The 16,387-nt window shown below is 67.8% G+C and carries 15 protein-coding genes and 1 tRNA gene; 2 read left to right on the forward strand and 14 right to left on the reverse strand.

All coding sequences use genetic code 11. The features are described from left to right. On the forward strand, positions 1 to 3,042 hold the full coding sequence (locus IT361_17890) for an aminotransferase class III-fold pyridoxal phosphate-dependent enzyme (protein ID MCC6319548.1): 3,042 nt from the start codon (positions 1 to 3) through the stop codon (positions 3,040 to 3,042). 319 nt (positions 3,043 to 3,361) lie between these two features. Here IT361_17890 and IT361_17895 read toward each other — a convergent pair whose 3' ends face one another. Beyond that, positions 3,362 to 4,015, reverse strand: a complete 654-nt coding sequence (locus tag IT361_17895; protein MCC6319549.1) for a tetratricopeptide repeat protein — start codon at positions 4,013 to 4,015, stop codon at positions 3,362 to 3,364. A gap of 185 nt (positions 4,016 to 4,200) precedes the next feature. Between IT361_17895 and IT361_17900 the strand changes: the two genes are divergently transcribed. Further along, complete coding sequence (locus IT361_17900) at positions 4,201 to 4,620, forward strand: AP2 domain-containing protein (protein ID MCC6319550.1); 420 nt, start codon at positions 4,201 to 4,203, stop codon at positions 4,618 to 4,620. Positions 4,621 to 4,692: 72 nt separating this feature from the next. Here IT361_17900 and IT361_17905 read toward each other — a convergent pair. The 13 genes from IT361_17905 to larC form a co-directional block, all read right to left on the reverse strand. After that, positions 4,693 to 4,766 (reverse strand) — tRNA-Arg (locus IT361_17905). A 77-nt stretch (positions 4,767 to 4,843) separates the two neighbouring features. Further along, positions 4,844 to 5,371: an adenine phosphoribosyltransferase gene (locus IT361_17910; protein ID MCC6319551.1), complete on the reverse strand. Its 528-nt coding sequence runs from the start codon at positions 5,369 to 5,371 to the stop codon at positions 4,844 to 4,846. A gap of 4 nt (positions 5,372 to 5,375) precedes the next feature. Beyond that, the gene (locus IT361_17915; GenBank protein ID MCC6319552.1) at positions 5,376 to 5,651 is read right to left on the reverse strand and encodes an acylphosphatase; all 276 of its coding nucleotides are present in this window, start codon (positions 5,649 to 5,651) and stop codon (positions 5,376 to 5,378) included. Between the two features lie 16 nt (positions 5,652 to 5,667). Then, positions 5,668 to 6,924: a hypothetical protein gene (locus IT361_17920; GenBank protein MCC6319553.1), complete on the reverse strand. Its 1,257-nt coding sequence runs from the start codon at positions 6,922 to 6,924 to the stop codon at positions 5,668 to 5,670. 279 nt (positions 6,925 to 7,203) lie between these two features. Continuing rightward, positions 7,204 to 7,869, reverse strand: a complete 666-nt coding sequence (locus IT361_17925; protein ID MCC6319554.1) for a protein-L-isoaspartate(D-aspartate) O-methyltransferase — start codon at positions 7,867 to 7,869, stop codon at positions 7,204 to 7,206. Beyond that, positions 7,839 to 8,600: a 5'/3'-nucleotidase SurE gene (gene surE, locus IT361_17930; GenBank protein MCC6319555.1), complete on the reverse strand. Its 762-nt coding sequence runs from the start codon at positions 8,598 to 8,600 to the stop codon at positions 7,839 to 7,841. Before surE ends, IT361_17925 begins: the two co-directional genes overlap by 31 nt. 33 nt (positions 8,601 to 8,633) lie before the next feature. Continuing rightward, positions 8,634 to 9,026, reverse strand: a complete 393-nt coding sequence (locus tag IT361_17935; GenBank protein MCC6319556.1) for a MerR family transcriptional regulator — start codon at positions 9,024 to 9,026, stop codon at positions 8,634 to 8,636. Continuing rightward, on the reverse strand, positions 9,026 to 10,018 hold the full coding sequence (locus tag IT361_17940; protein MCC6319557.1) for an NAD(P)-dependent glycerol-3-phosphate dehydrogenase: 993 nt from the start codon (positions 10,016 to 10,018) through the stop codon (positions 9,026 to 9,028). Before IT361_17940 ends, IT361_17935 begins: the two co-directional genes overlap by 1 nt. Next, the gene (gene plsY / locus IT361_17945; protein MCC6319558.1) at positions 10,018 to 10,647 is read right to left on the reverse strand and encodes a glycerol-3-phosphate 1-O-acyltransferase PlsY; all 630 of its coding nucleotides are present in this window, start codon (positions 10,645 to 10,647) and stop codon (positions 10,018 to 10,020) included. Before plsY ends, IT361_17940 begins: the two co-directional genes overlap by 1 nt. Next, positions 10,644 to 12,017, reverse strand: coding sequence for a ribosome biogenesis GTPase Der (gene der / locus IT361_17950; protein MCC6319559.1), 1,374 nt, complete (start codon positions 12,015 to 12,017; stop codon positions 10,644 to 10,646). Before der ends, plsY begins: the two co-directional genes overlap by 4 nt. Beyond that, a complete protein-coding gene (locus tag IT361_17955) occupies positions 11,948 to 13,249 on the reverse strand; it encodes a DUF512 domain-containing protein (protein ID MCC6319560.1) in 1,302 nt (433 codons plus the stop codon). Before IT361_17955 ends, der begins: the two co-directional genes overlap by 70 nt. A 230-nt stretch (positions 13,250 to 13,479) precedes the next feature. Next, complete coding sequence (locus tag IT361_17960; GenBank protein MCC6319561.1) at positions 13,480 to 15,090, reverse strand: hypothetical protein; 1,611 nt, start codon at positions 15,088 to 15,090, stop codon at positions 13,480 to 13,482. A 68-nt stretch (positions 15,091 to 15,158) separates the two neighbouring features. Continuing rightward, on the reverse strand, positions 15,159 to 16,346 hold the full coding sequence (gene larC, locus IT361_17965; GenBank protein MCC6319562.1) for a nickel pincer cofactor biosynthesis protein LarC: 1,188 nt from the start codon (positions 16,344 to 16,346) through the stop codon (positions 15,159 to 15,161). Between the last annotated feature and the right edge of the window lie 41 nt (positions 16,347 to 16,387).

Here is a 16,387-nt window from a genome sequence, read left to right on the forward strand (position 1 = left end):
GTGCGTTCGATCGAGGCTCCCGTGGTGCCCGCGCTCGATGCGGCGATGGTCGCCACCATGCTGGATCGCCACTACGGCGTGCGCGGGGCCCTGACGCCGCTCCCGAGCGAACGGGACCAGAACTTCCGCGTCGTCGAGCCGAATGGACGAAGCTGGGTGGCCAAGGTGGCGCACCCGGACGAAGACGCGGCGTTCGCCATGCAGGCCGCGCTGCTCGCCCATGTGGCTCGCGTCGATCCCTCGCTCGCCATGCCGAGGGTCGCGCCGGCCCTCAACGGTGACCCGATCGTGTCGATCGCCGTGCGTGACGCCGCGTATCGGCTGCGGCTCGTGTCGTGGCTCGACGGCGTCCCGCTGGCCGAGGCGTCCAGGTCAGGGGCGCAACTGCGGCAGGTTGGCGATGCCGCCGGTCGGCTGTCACGCGCGCTGCGGAGCTTCGGACACGCCGGCGCGCACCGCGCCTTCGCGTGGGACCTTGCCAGAACGCTCGATAACCGGTCGCGGCTGGTTCATGTCACAGACGCGACGAGGCGCGCGCGTCTCGCAAAGTTGCTCGACACCTTCGAGCGACGCGTGGCGCCCCGGCTGCCGGAACTCAGGCACGGGGTGATCCACGGCGACCTCAACGACTGGAACGTCCTGGTCGCTCCGGATGACCCATCGCGCATCGCTGGCATCATTGATGTTGGCGACGCCGTGTTCTCGGCGCAGATCGGGGAACTGGCCATCGCCGCGACCTATGCCATGCTCGGCGCGCGATCGCCGCTCGCCGCCGCACAGGACGTGGTGGTCGGGTTCTGCGCACAACTTGCCGTGGAGCCAGCCGAAGCCGACCTCCTGCTCGACCTCATTCGGGCCCGACTCGTCACCAGCCTGTGCCTCGCTGCCGCCCGACGCGCGCAATCCGGGGAGGGGAACACCTACTGGTACGTGTCCGAGGCGCCGGCCTGGGAGCTGCTCGCGTTCCTCGACGGCGTCAACGAGCATCATGCGCGCGCGATGCTTCGCCACGCGTGCGGGCTCGAGCCGGCATCGGGTGGTCAGGAAATCCAACGATGGATTGCGGCCAAGGCCCAGACGTTCGCGCCGATCCTTGGCGCACCATTGGCCCGGCATCGGCTGCAGCGCCTGGACTGGGGCGACCCGACCGACCCCGTCGTGTCCGCGACCGTGCGCGGCGACCTTGCGGGCGCGGATGCCGCCTATGCGCAGGCCGCGACCACGGGTGCGTTTGACGTTGGCATCGGCGCCTGGGGGGAACATCGCGCGACGTACGCCGCCGACGCGTTCGCCTCGCGACTGCTCGATGGCGCTCGACGCTCGGTCCATCTCGGCCTGGACGTGTTTGTCGACGCCGGAGCGGCCCTGTACGCGCCGATCGACGGTGTGGTGCTCGCAACGGCGGATTGCCAACGCCCGCAGGACTATGGCGGCGTGCTGCTGGTCGAGCACCGCACGGAGACCGGGGTCGCCTTTCGAACGCTCTGGGGGCATCTGGCACCGTCGTCGATTGCCCATTGGCGGCCGGGCGACAGCATCCCGACCGGTGCCATGATCGCGCGCCTTGGCGCCAGCCACGAGAACGGTGGCTGGGTGCCGCACCTCCATCTGCAGCTCTGTTGCTCAGGGGAAACCGATCCGGAGTCGATCGTCGGGGTCGGGGAGCCGGAACTTGGCGAGGTGTGGCGGTCGCTGTATCCGGATCCAACGCTGCTTGCGGGAGTCCCACCGGAGGCGCTCACGCTGGGCCCTCCCGGTGACCGCGCGCTTCTGGCCCGGCGCGAACGGATCCTCGGTCGGAATCTCTCGCTGTCGTACCGACGGCCGCTGCACATCGTCCGCGGCCACGACGTGTGGCTCGTCGACAGCCGCGGCCGCCACTACCTCGACTGCTACAACAACGTCGCGCACGTCGGTCATGCGCACCCGCGTGTGACCGCGGCCATCGCGGAGCAGGCCGCGCAGCTGAACACCAACACGCGGTACCTCCACGAGCGCATCCTTGAGTACGCGGAAGCGCTCACCAGGAGCCTCCCGGCGCCGCTTTCCGTCTGCTTCCTGACGTGTTCGGGAAGCGAGGCCAACGAACTGGCGCTGCGGATGGTTCGTGCGCACACGGGCCGCCGCGACGTGCTGGTCCTGGATCAGGCCTATCACGGTTCCACGACGTCGCTGGTCGAGATGTCGCCGTACAAATACAAGCAGCGCGGAGGGGGAGGGCGACCGTCGCACGTTCACGAGGTGCCGGTGCCCGATCCTTACCGGGCCCCGGCGGACTGGCCGGTGGCCGATATCGGCGTGTGCTACGCGCGGGCGGTCGAGCGGGTGATCGAGGGCGGCGTCTTACCCGGGGCGCTGTTTGCGGAGACGATCCCGAGCTGCGCGGGTCAGATCGTGGTTCCCGGCGGCTTTTTTCAGCAAGCCTTTGCCGCGCTTCGGCGTGCCGGTGGGCTTTGCGTACTCGATGAGGTCCAGGTGGGGTTTGGGCGCGTCGGGACCGCGATGTGGGCATTCGAAGAGCACGGGCTCGTGCCCGACATCGTCACCATGGGCAAACCCATCGCGAACGGGCACCCCATGGGCGCGGTAGTGACCACGCCTGAGGTTGCTGCCAGCTTTGCGAGCGGGCCCGAGTACTTCAACACGTTCGGCGGCAACCCCGTGTCCTGCGCCGCGGCATTGGCCGTCCTTGGCGTTCTGCGCGACGAGCGCCTGCCGGAGAATGCCAAGGCTCGGGGCGAGGAGATCGAGGCTGGCCTGAGGGCGCTGGCGGGCCGCTACCCGCTGATCGGAGACGTGCGAGGCCGGGGACTATTCCTGGGCGCCGAGCTCGTGACAGACCCGCGCTCCAAGGCGCCCGCAACGGACCTGGCGGCGGCCGTGGTGGATCGCTGCCGGGAACTGGGCGTACTGCTCGGGACCGACGGTCCGGCCGCGAACGTGATCAAACTGCGCCCGCCGATGACCACCAAGCCAGAACACGTCCGGCTCCTGCTCGACGTGTTCGCTCAGGCGGTGGGGGACGCGGTCGAAGGGCGCTAAGTCGGATGCCTGTGTGGGTTTCCACACGAGTGTCGACTCGTACTTTACATAACACATATTATCCGTCGTTCGCCAGGGCTCTTGGTCGACGGCGCCTGGCGTCCCAGCTCCCCGGCCCTACCCACCGTGCCGATCTCGGCCGAGGGCTGCCTTTGCCCGCTGGGGCGATGCCGCACGAAATCGCCACGCTGCAACCCCAGGCTCGCGCTTGCGGTAAGCGCGGACGTCACGAGGCGTGACAAGCTGGGCTCGACCCGGTCGCTCAACCTGACACGCAAAAGGCCCACCAACCGGAGGGCCCGCGGTGTGATCGACGTGCCTACTTCTGGACCTGCGCGCTCAGCTCACCGACTCGCAGGAGCGCCTCGCTGTACAGGACGGATGCGGGGTTCGCCGCCATGTCCTTCCAGATCCTGAGGGCCTCGTCCTTCTTGCCGGCGGCCAGGTACGCCCTCGCGGCGTCGGCCCTGAGGCTCTCTGCCTCGCCGGACAGCGACGTCGCGGCCGAAGCCTTGAGGTACTCCGCGGCAGCCTCGGCAGGCTTGCCGGTCTGCTCCAGCGCCGCCGCTCGAAGCGCGTGCATCGATCCTGCCTGCGCGCCACCGGAGCCCATTTCGTCGAGCACCTTGAGCGCGTCCGCGGTCTTGCCCTGCTGCAGTTCGACCTGCGCCAGGAGCACCTGTGCCTCGCGACCGGCGCGCGTGGAGCCGTAGCGGTCGACGAGCTTTCGGAGGTCAGCTGCTGCCAGCGGAAGGTTGCCTGCCCCAACGCTGCGCTGCGCCGCCACCAACTGCCGTGACGCCGTCAGCTCATTCCCTTCCTGCTGGGAACGGACCACCCACAAGACCCCGGCCAAAGCCGCCACCACGATCACCCCGATCCCCAGCTGGCGGCTGTGGGTCTTTGCCCATTCGAGGGCCGTGGCACCCGCGTCATCGAGGTCAAGGCCACCGGTCTGCGTGGGACTCGTCATGGAAATACCTACAGGGAGCGAGCGACACGCCACTCGCGCGGGCTCAGGGACTCGTTATGGGGCGAGCAAGGCTGCCACCGGAGCGTACAAAGATGGCGATGCGCGTCGTTTGTTGGAAGTCCGACCTTGGTGAACTCGTGCGCGCGCACTATCCTTTGGGCGCCCCTCACCCTCAACCCACTCCCATGATCAGACGCAAAGGCATCTCACGCATCGACCAGCCGGAGAAGCACAACCACGGCTGGTTGGTCCAGGTCACGTTCGAGGGCAAGACCCATCGAAAGTGGTTCTCGGACAACAAACACGGTGGCAGGAAGAAGGCGTTTGCGGATGCGGTGGTGTGGCGGGACAAGACGGAGAAGGCTCTCGGCAAGCCGGCCACGGGCCGCGTCGTGGTGCGCTCGCGTCGAAACAAGTTCGGGGTCACGGGCGTGCAGTGGGACAAGCGCCATCAGGCGTTCATCGTGTCGATCAATCCGGAGCCCGGCAAGCAGAAGCGCTTCTACGTGCCCGCCAAGGGACGCAAGCGCGCCGAGGCGCTGGCCGAGGCCAAGAAGCTTCGCCTCAAGCTCGAGAAGGACATCTACGCCAAGCGCAGCGCCTGACGCGCCATGGCGAAGTGCGACACGGGCGGTCTCCCTGAGGGAGACCGCCCGTGTCGCGTTTCCACGCTCCAGTGCCCCTGACAGGAGTCGAACCTGCGACCAACGGTTTAGGAAACCGCTGCTCTATCCATCTGAGCTACAGGGGCGATCCACGTCAATCTAACGGGACGCCTGGCAGAACCCGTCAGCGCGACGTCGCGGCCACGTCACCACGCGGGATTTGCTAGTACGCCAGTACGCGCTCGATGCGCGTCGGCAGCTGCGAACGCCCATTGAGGAATGCGAGTTCGATCAGGAACCCGCACCCGAGGACCGTTGCGCCGAGTCGTTCGACCAACCGACACGTGGCCGCTGCCGTCCCGCCCGTCGCCAGTACGTCGTCCACGATGAGCACGCGATCACCGGCACGCAGCGCGTCACTATGGACCTCCAGCGCATCGGTGCCGTACTCAAGAGCATAGTCCTCACGTGTCCGCTGGGCGGGCAGCTTGCCAGGCTTGCGAACGGGGATCAGCCCAGCGCCGAGCGCGAGGGCGATGGGCCCGCCGAGCAGGAAACCGCGACTCTCCACGGCGGCGACGTGCGTAACGCCTGCTCCGCTCCAGACCTCAGCCATCGCGGCGCACGCGGTCGCGAATGACTCGGGATCCGCCAGCAGCGGCGTAATGTCCTTGAACTGGATCCCCGGGCGCGGGAAGTCCGGCACGGTCCGGATGCGCGCGCCCAGCGTGGCGGTGAGGCTCTGGCTCATCCGACTACTTCAGGATGGTAAACGGCATCGGCAGCTCCGGATTGTGGGGCGGCGTGAGCGTGATGACCTGCTTCACCACCGCCTCGGGCGGTCCCTGCCGGAGGATCCCCACGAACTCCTCGATGGCCACCGGCGAACCGGCTGCCGTGCACTCCAGGTTGCCGCTCGACAGGTTGCGCACCCACCCCGCGATCCCAAGACGCGAGGCGTGCTGCCTGACAAAATGTCGAAAGCCGACCCCTTGGACGTGGCCGGCAATTTCGAGGTGGACAATCTGCACGTGCCGCCTGGCGTCGCTACGATGGGTGCGAGAGCAACGATGCCAGGATCGACGCAAGAACCGCTTCGGCGGTCGCCCCGGCACCAACGGAGACGACAATCTCGCGCGACCGGATCATGCGCGCTACTGCCTCCAGCACCATCACGGCGCGCTCCGCCCCCTGGGTCTCCTGCACCAGCGCCTCGAGCCCGGCCAGCCCATCCATTGCTGCCGAGCGCGGGACCCCTTCGGGGTACGAAGGGATATTCGCCGCGCGCGCCGGAGCGTTGGCGTCGGGGGGCGCGGGCCACCACGACTCGTCAGGCGCCTCCGCGGACCAGTCGGCGTGGTCCGCGTCGTTGGAGCCCGACGACGGCTCACTCGCAGCAACTTCGTCACTCGGCCCACTCCATTCGATCGCGAACCCGCCGTCCGTCGCTCCCGCTGCCGCCGACACCTCGGGTGCGCGCTCCTCAAGGACGGGCTCGTGTTCATTCATGTCGCTCCAGGCTGCATCGAGCTCGCGGGCAACGCGGTCGGCCGGCGCCGTCAGCGCTTCCGGCCCGCTGCTCAGGTCCGAGGTCGCCGACACGTCAGTCTCACTGGCTTCGCCCTCGGATGGCGGCATCGACACTTCCGCCCCATCACTGCGGTCCAGCAAGTCTGACACCACGGGTTCTCCGGCCACATGCTCGGCCGGCGGCATCAGAGCGTCAGGTCCATCGCTGAGGTCCAGCACTACCGACACCGCGGGCTCGCTGGCCGCATGACCGACCGGCGGCATCAGAGCATCCGGCCCATCGCTGAGGTCCACCGTCGCCGGAACTGCGTGCTCGCTGGCCTCGTGCTCGGCTGAGGGAGCCGGCGTCTCGGACTCGTCCAGGCGCTCTGCCGGGACCCAGGCACCTGCGTCGTACGCGACGTCCGATGCGGACGCCGACGAGGCTTCGCTTGCGTCGTCTGCCTCCGCCGCGCGCGGCCTTGCGCCTTCCTCGTCCTGCACCCACGCCTCGGGTTCGCTCGTGAACGGCACAATCTCGATGGCTTCGACGATCGGCGGCTCGTTGTCGATCGAGGCGAACACATCGACGTCCGCCGCGGCGATCTGGGGCAGCGAGCGCTCCGGCTCGTCAGCCGGCGCGGACGGCCACGCGAAGTCGCTGGTGCGCGGCTCGGCGTCAGCGGTCTGGGCCGGGGACTCACCTCGGAGATCGCCGACGCGAAGGATCGAGGGCTGCTGGGTCGCCGGCGACGCCTGATCAATCGGTGGCGCGCCGTGCGCGAGGGGAGCCACGGCGTCCTGCAGGTCCGCGGGCGTCAGACGCGGGGGCGCGGTTGTCTGGGCGCGAGGCGTCGCTGGGGACGGTGTCTCCGCGACGTCCTCCGCTATGATCGGGAACGGCGCGGCAGTCGCGCGGCGCGGGGCCCCGATGGGCCGGAGAACGGGAGCGTGCGCCGAGTGCTGCCGGCCGGAGAATGGACGAGGCCCCAGCGAGGGTTTGTTACCTGAACCGCTGAACAGTGCCATGGGAGGACCACTCCTGTGGGTCGGAGGGTCCCATCGGCACCACGTCTACCAGCCGTGGGTCCCCTTCAGGGGGACGAACCTGACGGCCCCGATGTCACGGCGTTCGAACTGTGAGCCACGTCGCGTGACCATGACCAGCACCTGCTCATCGCGGTCGCCCACCGGAATGAGCAGGCGGCCACCCTCGCCGAGCTGTTCGAGGAGCGGGTTGGGGATGGTGGGTCCGCCCGCCGAGACGAGAATGGCGTCGTAGGGGGCGTAGTCGCGCCAGCCCACCGTCCCGTCACCCAGGAGCGTCGAGATGTTGCGGAGTCCAAGCTCGCGAAACATCGCGCGCGCGCGCTCCAGCAGCGGGGCCACGCGCTCGATGGAGAAGACCTGTTCGCACAGGCTGGCCAGGAGGACGGTCTGGTATCCCGAGCCGGTCCCGATCTCGAGCACGCGCTCCCGCCCGGTGAGTCGCAGTAGCTGCAGGTAGTTGGCATGGATCGACGGCTGCGAGATGGTCTGGCCGTTTCCGATGTAGATCGGCTTGTCTTCGTAGGCCTGCGCCTGCATGCCGGTCGGAACGAACAGGTGGCGCGGCGTCTGCTCGATGGCGCGCAGCACGGCGAGGTCGCTGATGCCGGCGGCCTGCAGCACCTCGACCAGTCGGCGGCGCGGCGCGCGGTAGTCTGGACCTACGGGGTTCGCCACCAGCGCTCCGAGCATTCGAGGATGTCGCGATGCGTCAGGTCGAGGTGCAGCGGCGTGACGGAGATGTAGCCATCACTGACGGCCTGGAAGTCGGAATCCGGGGCGCCCGACCAGGAGAACTCGCCCCCACCGATCCAGTAGATCTCGCGGCCGTACGGGTCGCGCATTGGCATGATCGAGTTGGAGTACACGCGACGCCCCAGCCGCGTGAGCTTGATCCCCTTTACCTCCGACGCCGGGCGCGGCGGGAGATTGACGTTGAGGAGGGTCTGCTCCGGAAACGCGGAGAGCGACGTCAGGTGGCGCAGCAGCGGCGCGAGCACCTCCACCTGCTCGTCCAGCTTGCCGATATCGGCGCGCAGATCGCCGCCGGCGAACGAAATGGCGATCGACGGCACGCCTAACGCGAGGCCCTCCATGGCGGCGGCGACGGTCCCGGAATAGAGGACGTCCTCGCCCATGTTCTGGCCGTGGTTGATGCCGCTCAGCACGAAGTCGGGGCGCGCGTCCATGAGCACCTCGATCGCGATCATCACGCAGTCGGTCGGCGTTCCATCCACCTGAAACCGGCGCTCGCCCCGCCTGACGGGTCGCAGCGGGTGATGGAGGGTCAGCGAGTGGCTGGTTGCGCTCTGCTCGCGATCGGGCGCTACCACGGTCACCTCGCCGATCTGCTCGGCGGCGCGTACGAGACAGTCCAGGCCATGGGCGAGGATGCCGTCGTCGTTGGAGCAGAGGAGCCGCATGGACCTAACGCTAACCGAGCCCGGCCGGGGTCGCTACGGTGGCGGGGGCGGTCCGTCGGGCGTCGCGGGCACCGGCACCACGCCCTCGACGACCTGGATGAGCGACTCGAGTGCTGACTCCAGTTCGACCAGCGTCTCCGTGGCCAGCGCATCGCGCGCGGCGACTTTCAGCGTGCCTCCCTTGCGGAACTCGTCGATCTTCTGGCGTGCACCGTCGATCGTGTACTTCTCGGTGTACAGCAGGTGCTTGACGAGCTGGATGAGCTCCACCTCGCGTCGCTGGTACACGCGATTGCCCGAGCGATTCTTTGCGGGGCTCAGGAATCGAAACTGGCTTTCCCAGTAGCGCAGGACGTGCGGCTTGAGGTCCGTGAGTTCGCACACCTCGCCGATCGAGAAGAACTCCTGAACGGGATCGCTCCGCATCAGTCACGCTCCGGTCGCAGTTCGCGGCCCATCAGCTCGGCAATCGCATCACGCGGAGGACATCCCTCGAACAGCACGCGTGCCACGGCGTGGGCAATCGGCATCTCCACCGCGTGGCGCTCGGCCAGCGCGAGCGTGCTCTCCGCCGTGACCACGCCCTCGGCCACGCTCTCCTTTCCCGCCAGCACCTCGGCCAGCTGACGACCTCGCCCCACCTCGATCCCGACCGCGCGGTTGCGACTCAGGGCGCCCGTGCACGTGAGCACGAGATCGCCCATCCCCGCGAGGCCGGCGAAGGTGTCGGCGCGCGCGCCAAGTGCGACGCCGAGTCGGGTCATCTCGGCCAGACCGCGTGTGATCAGGGCCGCCCGCGAGTTGAGGCCGAGTCCAACGCCCTCGGCAATGCCTGTCGCCACGGCCATTACGTTCTTGAGCGCACCGCCGAGTTCCACGCCGGTGACGTCATCGTTCGTGTAGACGCGCACGGTGCCGGTACCAATTGCCTGCTGCACCAGTTGGCTCGCCTCGTCACTCCTCGACGCCGCCACGATCGCTGTCGGCTGGCCCTCGGCCACCTCGAGCGCAAAGCTCGGACCCGAAAGCGCCACGACCGGGCGGTTCGGCACTTCCTGCTCGACCACGTCGGTCATCAGCCCCAGCGAGCCTCGTTCAATGCCCTTCGTGGCGACCACGAGGGTGGCACGTGTGGAGATCGCCGCTGAGGCGGCGCGCGCCACGGGGCGCAGAACGTGTGACGGCGCGGCGAACACCACGCACTCTGCCGTAGCGACCGCTGCTCCGAGATCGCCGTTCGCCTTCACCGCATCGCACAGTCGCGCGCCGGGAAGGAAGCGCGGGTTGGCGTGGATGGCATTCACGTGCTCCACGACGTCTGCCTCGCGCGCCCAGAGCGTGACCTCGTGCCCGCGCTGCCCAAATACATGGGCCAGCGCGGTACCCCAGGCGCCGCCACCCACCACGGCGCACCGCATCAGGATTGCACCGGTTTGCCGCCGAGGCGCGACTCCTCGCCGCGCCGCAGCCGTCCGATGTTCGCCCGATGTGTCCATGCGACCATGGCCGCGATGATGACACTCAGCAGCGCCTGGTGCGAGGAGGGCCCGTACAGCACGGCTGCCGCCGCCGCGAGCGCGACCGCGCCGATCATCGACCCTAACGACACGAAGCGGGTCACTGCCACCGTGAGCAGGAACACGGTCAAGGCCACGCCGTAGGCTCCGGGAGCCAGCGCGGCGAACACGCCGGATGCCGTCGCGACACCCTTGCCACCACCCCTGAACATCCCGAGGTAAGGCTTCACGTGCCCGAGGATCGCGGCAACTCCCATCGCCGCCGGCCACCAGGAACTCCCGCCCGGCACGAAGATCGGGGCAAAGAACAGCGTGGGCACGGCGCCCTTGGCGGCATCGAGCAGCAGGACGATAACCGCCGCGGGTGCGCCGAGCGTGCGAAACACGTTCGTCGCGCCGAGGTTGCCGGAGCCATGCTGGCGGAGGTCGATCCCACGCATCACGCGTCCCGCAAGCCAGGCGAACGGTGTGGACCCGAGCAGGTATGCTGCCCCGAGCCCCGCGACGCCCATACCGGAAAATGCGTTCACGCCGCCTTCCGTCGCATCACGACGCGCAGGGGGTTGCCCGTGAAGCCCCACGATTCCCTGAAGCCGTTGTGCAGGTAGCGGATGTAGTGCTCCTGCACGAGGTCCGGGTGGTTGCTGAAGACCGCGATCGTCGGCGGCGCCGTCTCGACCTGCGTGGCATACATCAACCGGATCTCGCGGCCCGCAGCCTGGGGCGGCTGACGGCGCGCCAGCAGTTCCTCGAGCCGCTTGTTCACCTGCGAGGTGGTGATGCGCTTGCTGCGCTCCGCCTCGACTTCCAGCAGCACATCCAGCACCCTGGTGACGCGCTGGCCGGTCTTTGCGGACGTGTAGATGAAGGGAATGAAGTTGAGGAACGGCGCCTTCTCGCGGGCCTCCTTCTCGAACTTCGCTGCGGTCTTGTCGTCCTTCTCCACCAGGTCCCACTTGTTGACGACGACGATGAGCCCTCGACCTGCTTCCCATGCCAGGTTGGCGATCTTGAGATCCTGGCCTTGCAAGCCGTCCGACCCGTCGATCAACAGGCAACAGATCTCGGCGCGCTCGATCGCCTTGCGAGAGCGCAGTGCCGAATAGAACTCGATCCCTTCGTCCACGCGCGACTGCCGGCGGAGTCCCGCGGTATCCACGAAGATCAGTTCCCGGCCGTGATACTTCATGGCGGTATCGATCGCGTCGCGTGTCGTGCCCGCCTCGGCACTCACGACGAGCCGATCTTCGCCCAGCAAACGATTCACGAAACTCGACTTGCCGACGTTCGGGCGTCCGATCACGGCGATCCGCAGGCTCTCTTCGCTTTCCGGTGGCAGCGCGGGGATGCGGGCCACCAGCGCGTCGAGCAGGTCGCCGGACTGCTTGCCGCTCATCGCCGAGACCGGGATCGGGTCGCCGGCGCCGAGCGCGAAGAACTCGTAGTAGTCCGTGCTGCGCGGGTCGTCCGCCTTGTTGGCCGCGATCAGAAACGGCTTCCCCGCCTCGCGGAGCATGGTGGCGATGCGGTGGTCGATCGGGTGCAGGCCTGCCTTTGCATCGACGACGAACAGCAGGAAGTCCGCCTCCTCGATCGCCTGCTCGACCTGCCGGCGAATCTCGACGTCCATGGCGCCCCGCGCATCGTCGGTGATCCCGCCTGTGTCGACGAGCCAGAACGCCGAACCCGCCCACTCGGCACGAGTGAAGTGTCGATCGCGGGTGGTCCCGGCTTCATCACTCACGATCGCCGCCTGGTGACCGACGATGCGATTGAACAGGGCGCTCTTGCCAACGTTCGGCCGGCCCACGAGCGCCACGACTGGAAGACTCACGCGATCAGGCTCCCGGTGCCGGCGACGATCCCCTCGTCCTGCAGCACATCGATGAAATCGTAGGATGGGAACACGGGAATGGGCACCTGCGTGCGCACAGTCTCGAACGAGGCATCATCGAGGAAGATCCCATCGTCGTTGATCGTTTCCGCCGGGATCAGCGCGAGATCGAGATCGGTCCGACCGTCGAGCGCTCGTCTGATGTCAGCGCCCACCAGCAGCCCCGCCGTGGTGGTCGTGGGGCCAAAGAGCGAATTCTCGACCGGAATCATTTCGAACCGTGCGCCCGTTACCCCCTGGAGCTGTTCGAGCAACTTGGGCATGAGGTTGCGCATGGCAAGGCCGGTCACCACGCCGATGCGCCGCCCATCCAGCCGCGGGAGGTGCGGCAGGCCATTTCGCACCCGTCCGCGCAGTGAAGTCACGGCGCCGACGCCGTTTTCGATCTGTGGAAATTCTCCGTAGTGCTCCGCTTCCGGGAGCTCGGCGCCGGCCAGCAGGTACAGTTCGTCGGCGCCGTACACCCAGTGGTGTCCTCGTTCGTCGTGTGCGCGCGCCGCCCAGCGCTGCGTGACCTCGAGCAGCTCGCGTGCGCGCAGCTCGTCCATCGACTTGCCGGTGTACAGGTGCGAGAACTGCGTCAGGCCGACCGGGACGATCGCCACCGACAGACACGCGTCCTCGAACGCCCACAGGTCACGCAGCGACTGCTCAAGGACTTCGCCATCGTTGAGCCCAGGCACGACGACCATCTGGCCGTGGAACTGGATGCCGCCCGCCACCAGGCGGGACAGCTGTTCGACGATGTTCGGGACGCGCGGGTTGTTGAGCAGCGTCTTCCGCGCCTCCCAGGGTGTCGCATGCACCGACACATACAACGGCGACAGGCGGTACTCGAGGATGCGCGCGAAGTCGCGCTCCTTGAGGTTGCTCAGCGTCGCGAAGTTGCCGTAGGCGAATGACAGGCGGTAATCATCGTCGCGGATGTAGAGCGGCTTGCGGAGGCCCTTGGGCAGTCCCTCGATGAAGCAGAACTCGCAGCGGTTGGCGCACCGCCGCACCGACGGTGGCTCCAGCTCGACGCCGATCGCTTCGCCGTCCGGCCGCTCGATCTCGAAGACCACGGGCTCGCCGCCAGGGAGCACGACCTCGATTTCGAGCTCGTCGTCCGCGGTAAGGAACTCCCAGTCCAGAAAGTCGTCGATCGCGCGCCCGTTGACGGACCTGATCTCGGTCCCCGGGACGATCTCGACTGCCTCGGCAATGCTACCGGGGAGAACCCTGGCGACACGAACCATGCTGCTCCTGGGGGCCTTCCCGCGCGGGGCCCGTCGCGAATTGAAACCTCACCACGCGACGCGCGAGGGGGACGTTGGACCTCAAGGATTCTAGCAGGCCCGCTGGCGGATATCAATGTCAGACTTGCACTTCAGTCCACTCACCGCACCCGGAATGGCAGGTGTCCTCGCAAGAAAAACGGGCGGAGTGGCCGTAGCCGCTCCGCCCGTGTGGTGCCGTTAGGCGTCGATCAGCTGCCCGAAAACGGTGCGTACCTGAAGGCGACGACCCCTGCCCCCTCCACTTCGACGCGGAAGGCCTTGGTGCCCTTTGCTGCGACCGCGGCCACCGGTGCTTCCTTGGCCGCGACGACCTTTCCGGTGGCGTCGAGGAACTCGAACTTCACGGCGTAGTCGGCCTGGGCTTCACCCAGGTTCTCGACGGTTCCGGCCAGCACGTGCTTGTCGCCGTCGTGGCTCCAGAGGTTGAACGCGACCTTTGCCTTGGCGTTCTGGTAGCGGTTGAAGTACTTGAGCAGCGAGTCGTTCTGCACCTTGTACTCCGCCTCACGCGGATCGAGGTCGGCCTTGATCCGGGCGGCAATCGCGTTCTTCTGCGCCGTGGTGGTCTTCCGGTCGTTGGCCGCGTCGAGCGCCGCCTTGCGCAGCGAATCGATCACCACCTTTTGCGTCCGCGCCTGCGACTGGTAGTTCAGCGCGAAGACCTGATAGGCCTCCGGGTTCTCGGGGTCGATGGCCACGAGCCGGCGCAGGTATGCGTCGGCGTCTGGGTAACGCTCGAGCTTCTGGAGCGTGAGCGCGATGTTGAAGAGGCCATCGCGACTGTAGGGGTTCTTCTTGAGTCCGGCCTCGAAGAGCATCGTGGCTTCCTTCGCCTTCTCTGCTCGCGCCGCGTTGACGGCGCCTTCGAAGAGCTGGCTCTCCGAATACTTGTCCGGGCTGGCGGCCATTGCGCCAAAGAATCGGTCGGCCGCGCTGGCGTCCCCGTTCATCGTCTGCGCGCGCGCCAACGCGGCTTCGGCCTTGGCGTCGCCCGGGAACTCCTGCAGGTAGCCCTGCAGCAGCGCAATCGTCTGGTCGAGCTTGGCCTTTTTCGCGCCCTCATCGGTCAGCGTCTCGGCGTGCCCGAGCATGAGGTTGGCCAGGTTGGTCATCGTCTGCTTGCGCTCGTCGACGAGGGCGGTGTCGCCCTTCATGAGCGCCGTCATCTTCGTGAACGACTCAGCCGCGCCGTTGATGTCGTCCTTGGCCTGTCGCGCGTTGCCCTGAATGTTGTAGGCGATGTACGCGAGCTTGTAGCCGTCGTAGATGCTGAGGCCGCGCGTTGCGAGCGCGAGGGCGGAATCGACGTTCTGGCCGTTGTAGGCGTTGACCGCATTGTTGATGAGCGTCGCATAGACCTTGCGACGAGCTTCCTCCGTCTGGTCCTTGCAGCCTGGTCCGGCTGCGTCGACGATGTCGAACATCGAGTCGGCCGCCGCCACGACGTCGATCGTGCCTTCACCCAATCCGAGCGCTGCCTTCTGCATGGGCGCGAGGCCATCCGGAGTACCGGCCAGTTCGGCGAAGGCATTGCCCATCACCATGGCGCGCCCCGTCGGGTTCTGCTGGATCACCTTGGCTTCGTCCTTCGCGAGCTTGCCGAACGCTTCCTTGGCGGCGGCGATGACCTGGTCTGGCTTTCCCTGGAAGAGGGCGGCCTTGGCCATCGCGTTGTTGGCGTCCTTCACCTGGCCCGGCTTGCCAAGGTCGATGCTGCACTGCGGCGCCTGGGCATACAGCGCGGCGGGCGCCACCGCCAGCACGAAGCCGAGGGCCGCTGAACGTCGCTTGTAACTCATGGTGCTGAATCTCCGTCGGGTGAGCGCGCGAGGCTCGCGCGCAGGGTGCGTACTACACGTGCGAGGATCTACCGTTCCGCTGCGGCGAGCGCCGCGCGCGCCACGTCGGACGCTGTCCGACCCGTCGCGCGAGCAACCGCGAGCACGTCATCGAATTCCGCCTTACAGCGCCGCTCACCGTTAGGCAGCGTCGCGATCTTCACGCGCACGGTGTGGCTGCCCACCACCACCTCCCGTACCTCCCGCCGCAGACTCGTCCGTTCCACCGGCCATCGTCGGACGCCCAGCGTGGTGGTGTGCCGAAATACCAGCGATTCCAGCAGAGAAACATCACCCGGCGCGCAAAGGACTTCCAGCCGGGTGCCCGGGCGGCCCTTCTTCATGTGCGTGGCGATGAGCACGGCGTCCAGCGCCCCGGCGTTCAAGAGTTCCTGCGCCGCGCCCGAGAGTCCCTCCGCGGTCATGTCGTCGAGGTCGCAGGCGAGCACCACAAGGTGCTCCTGCGTGGCGGACCCGCGGTCCGTGTCTGCCAGAATGATGCGAAGCACGTTGGGGCGTCCAAGAAGGTCGCGCGTCCCGGCGCCAAACCCCGCGCGTCGCGGGACGAAGGCGACGGGCGGCGGTCCCTCCGCCAGCACGCGCACCAGCGCCGCGCCGGTGGGCGTCACGAGTTCGCCGGTCCCCTCGGGCCCAGGTCGCACGCGCTGCCCCTCGAGGAGGCGCATGGTCGCCGGAGCCGGGACCGGGAGAACGCCGTGGGCGGCCCGCACGAAGCCGTCGCCGAGCGAGATGGTCCCACATGTGACGCGCGTCACGCCCAGCTGCTCGAAGCCCCAGATTCCGCCGACCACGTCAAGGATCGCGTCGACCGCTCCCACCTCGTGCAGGTGGACGCGATCCGCGGGGACGCCGTGCGCTTCACCTTCGATCTCCGCAATTGCCCGGAACGCCGCGCCAGCGCGTGACGCCACACCGGCCGGCAGTCTCGCGGCTTCCACGAGCTTCAGGATTTCGTCGATGTGGCGACCGTGCGGTTGTTCGGGGATGTCGAAGTCGACTTTCGTGGCGGCGATCCCGCCACGGGAGACCTTTGCGATCCGAACGCCCACGCCACCAAGGCCAAGGCGCGCCGGCAGCGACTCGAGCCACCCCGAGGAGAGCCCCACGTCGACCAGGGCGCCGAGGGTCATGTCGCCCGAGATGCCACTGAAGGGATCGAGAATGGCCTGCACAGGCGCCGAAATGAGAGGTTCCACCGTGGTGCAAGATAGCGCTCGCCTGCGCCGACGAACCCGCA

It is taken from the genome of Gemmatimonadaceae bacterium (assembly GCA_020846935.1).
In the GTDB taxonomy this organism is placed as follows: Bacteria; Gemmatimonadota; Gemmatimonadetes; order Gemmatimonadales; family Gemmatimonadaceae; genus RBC101.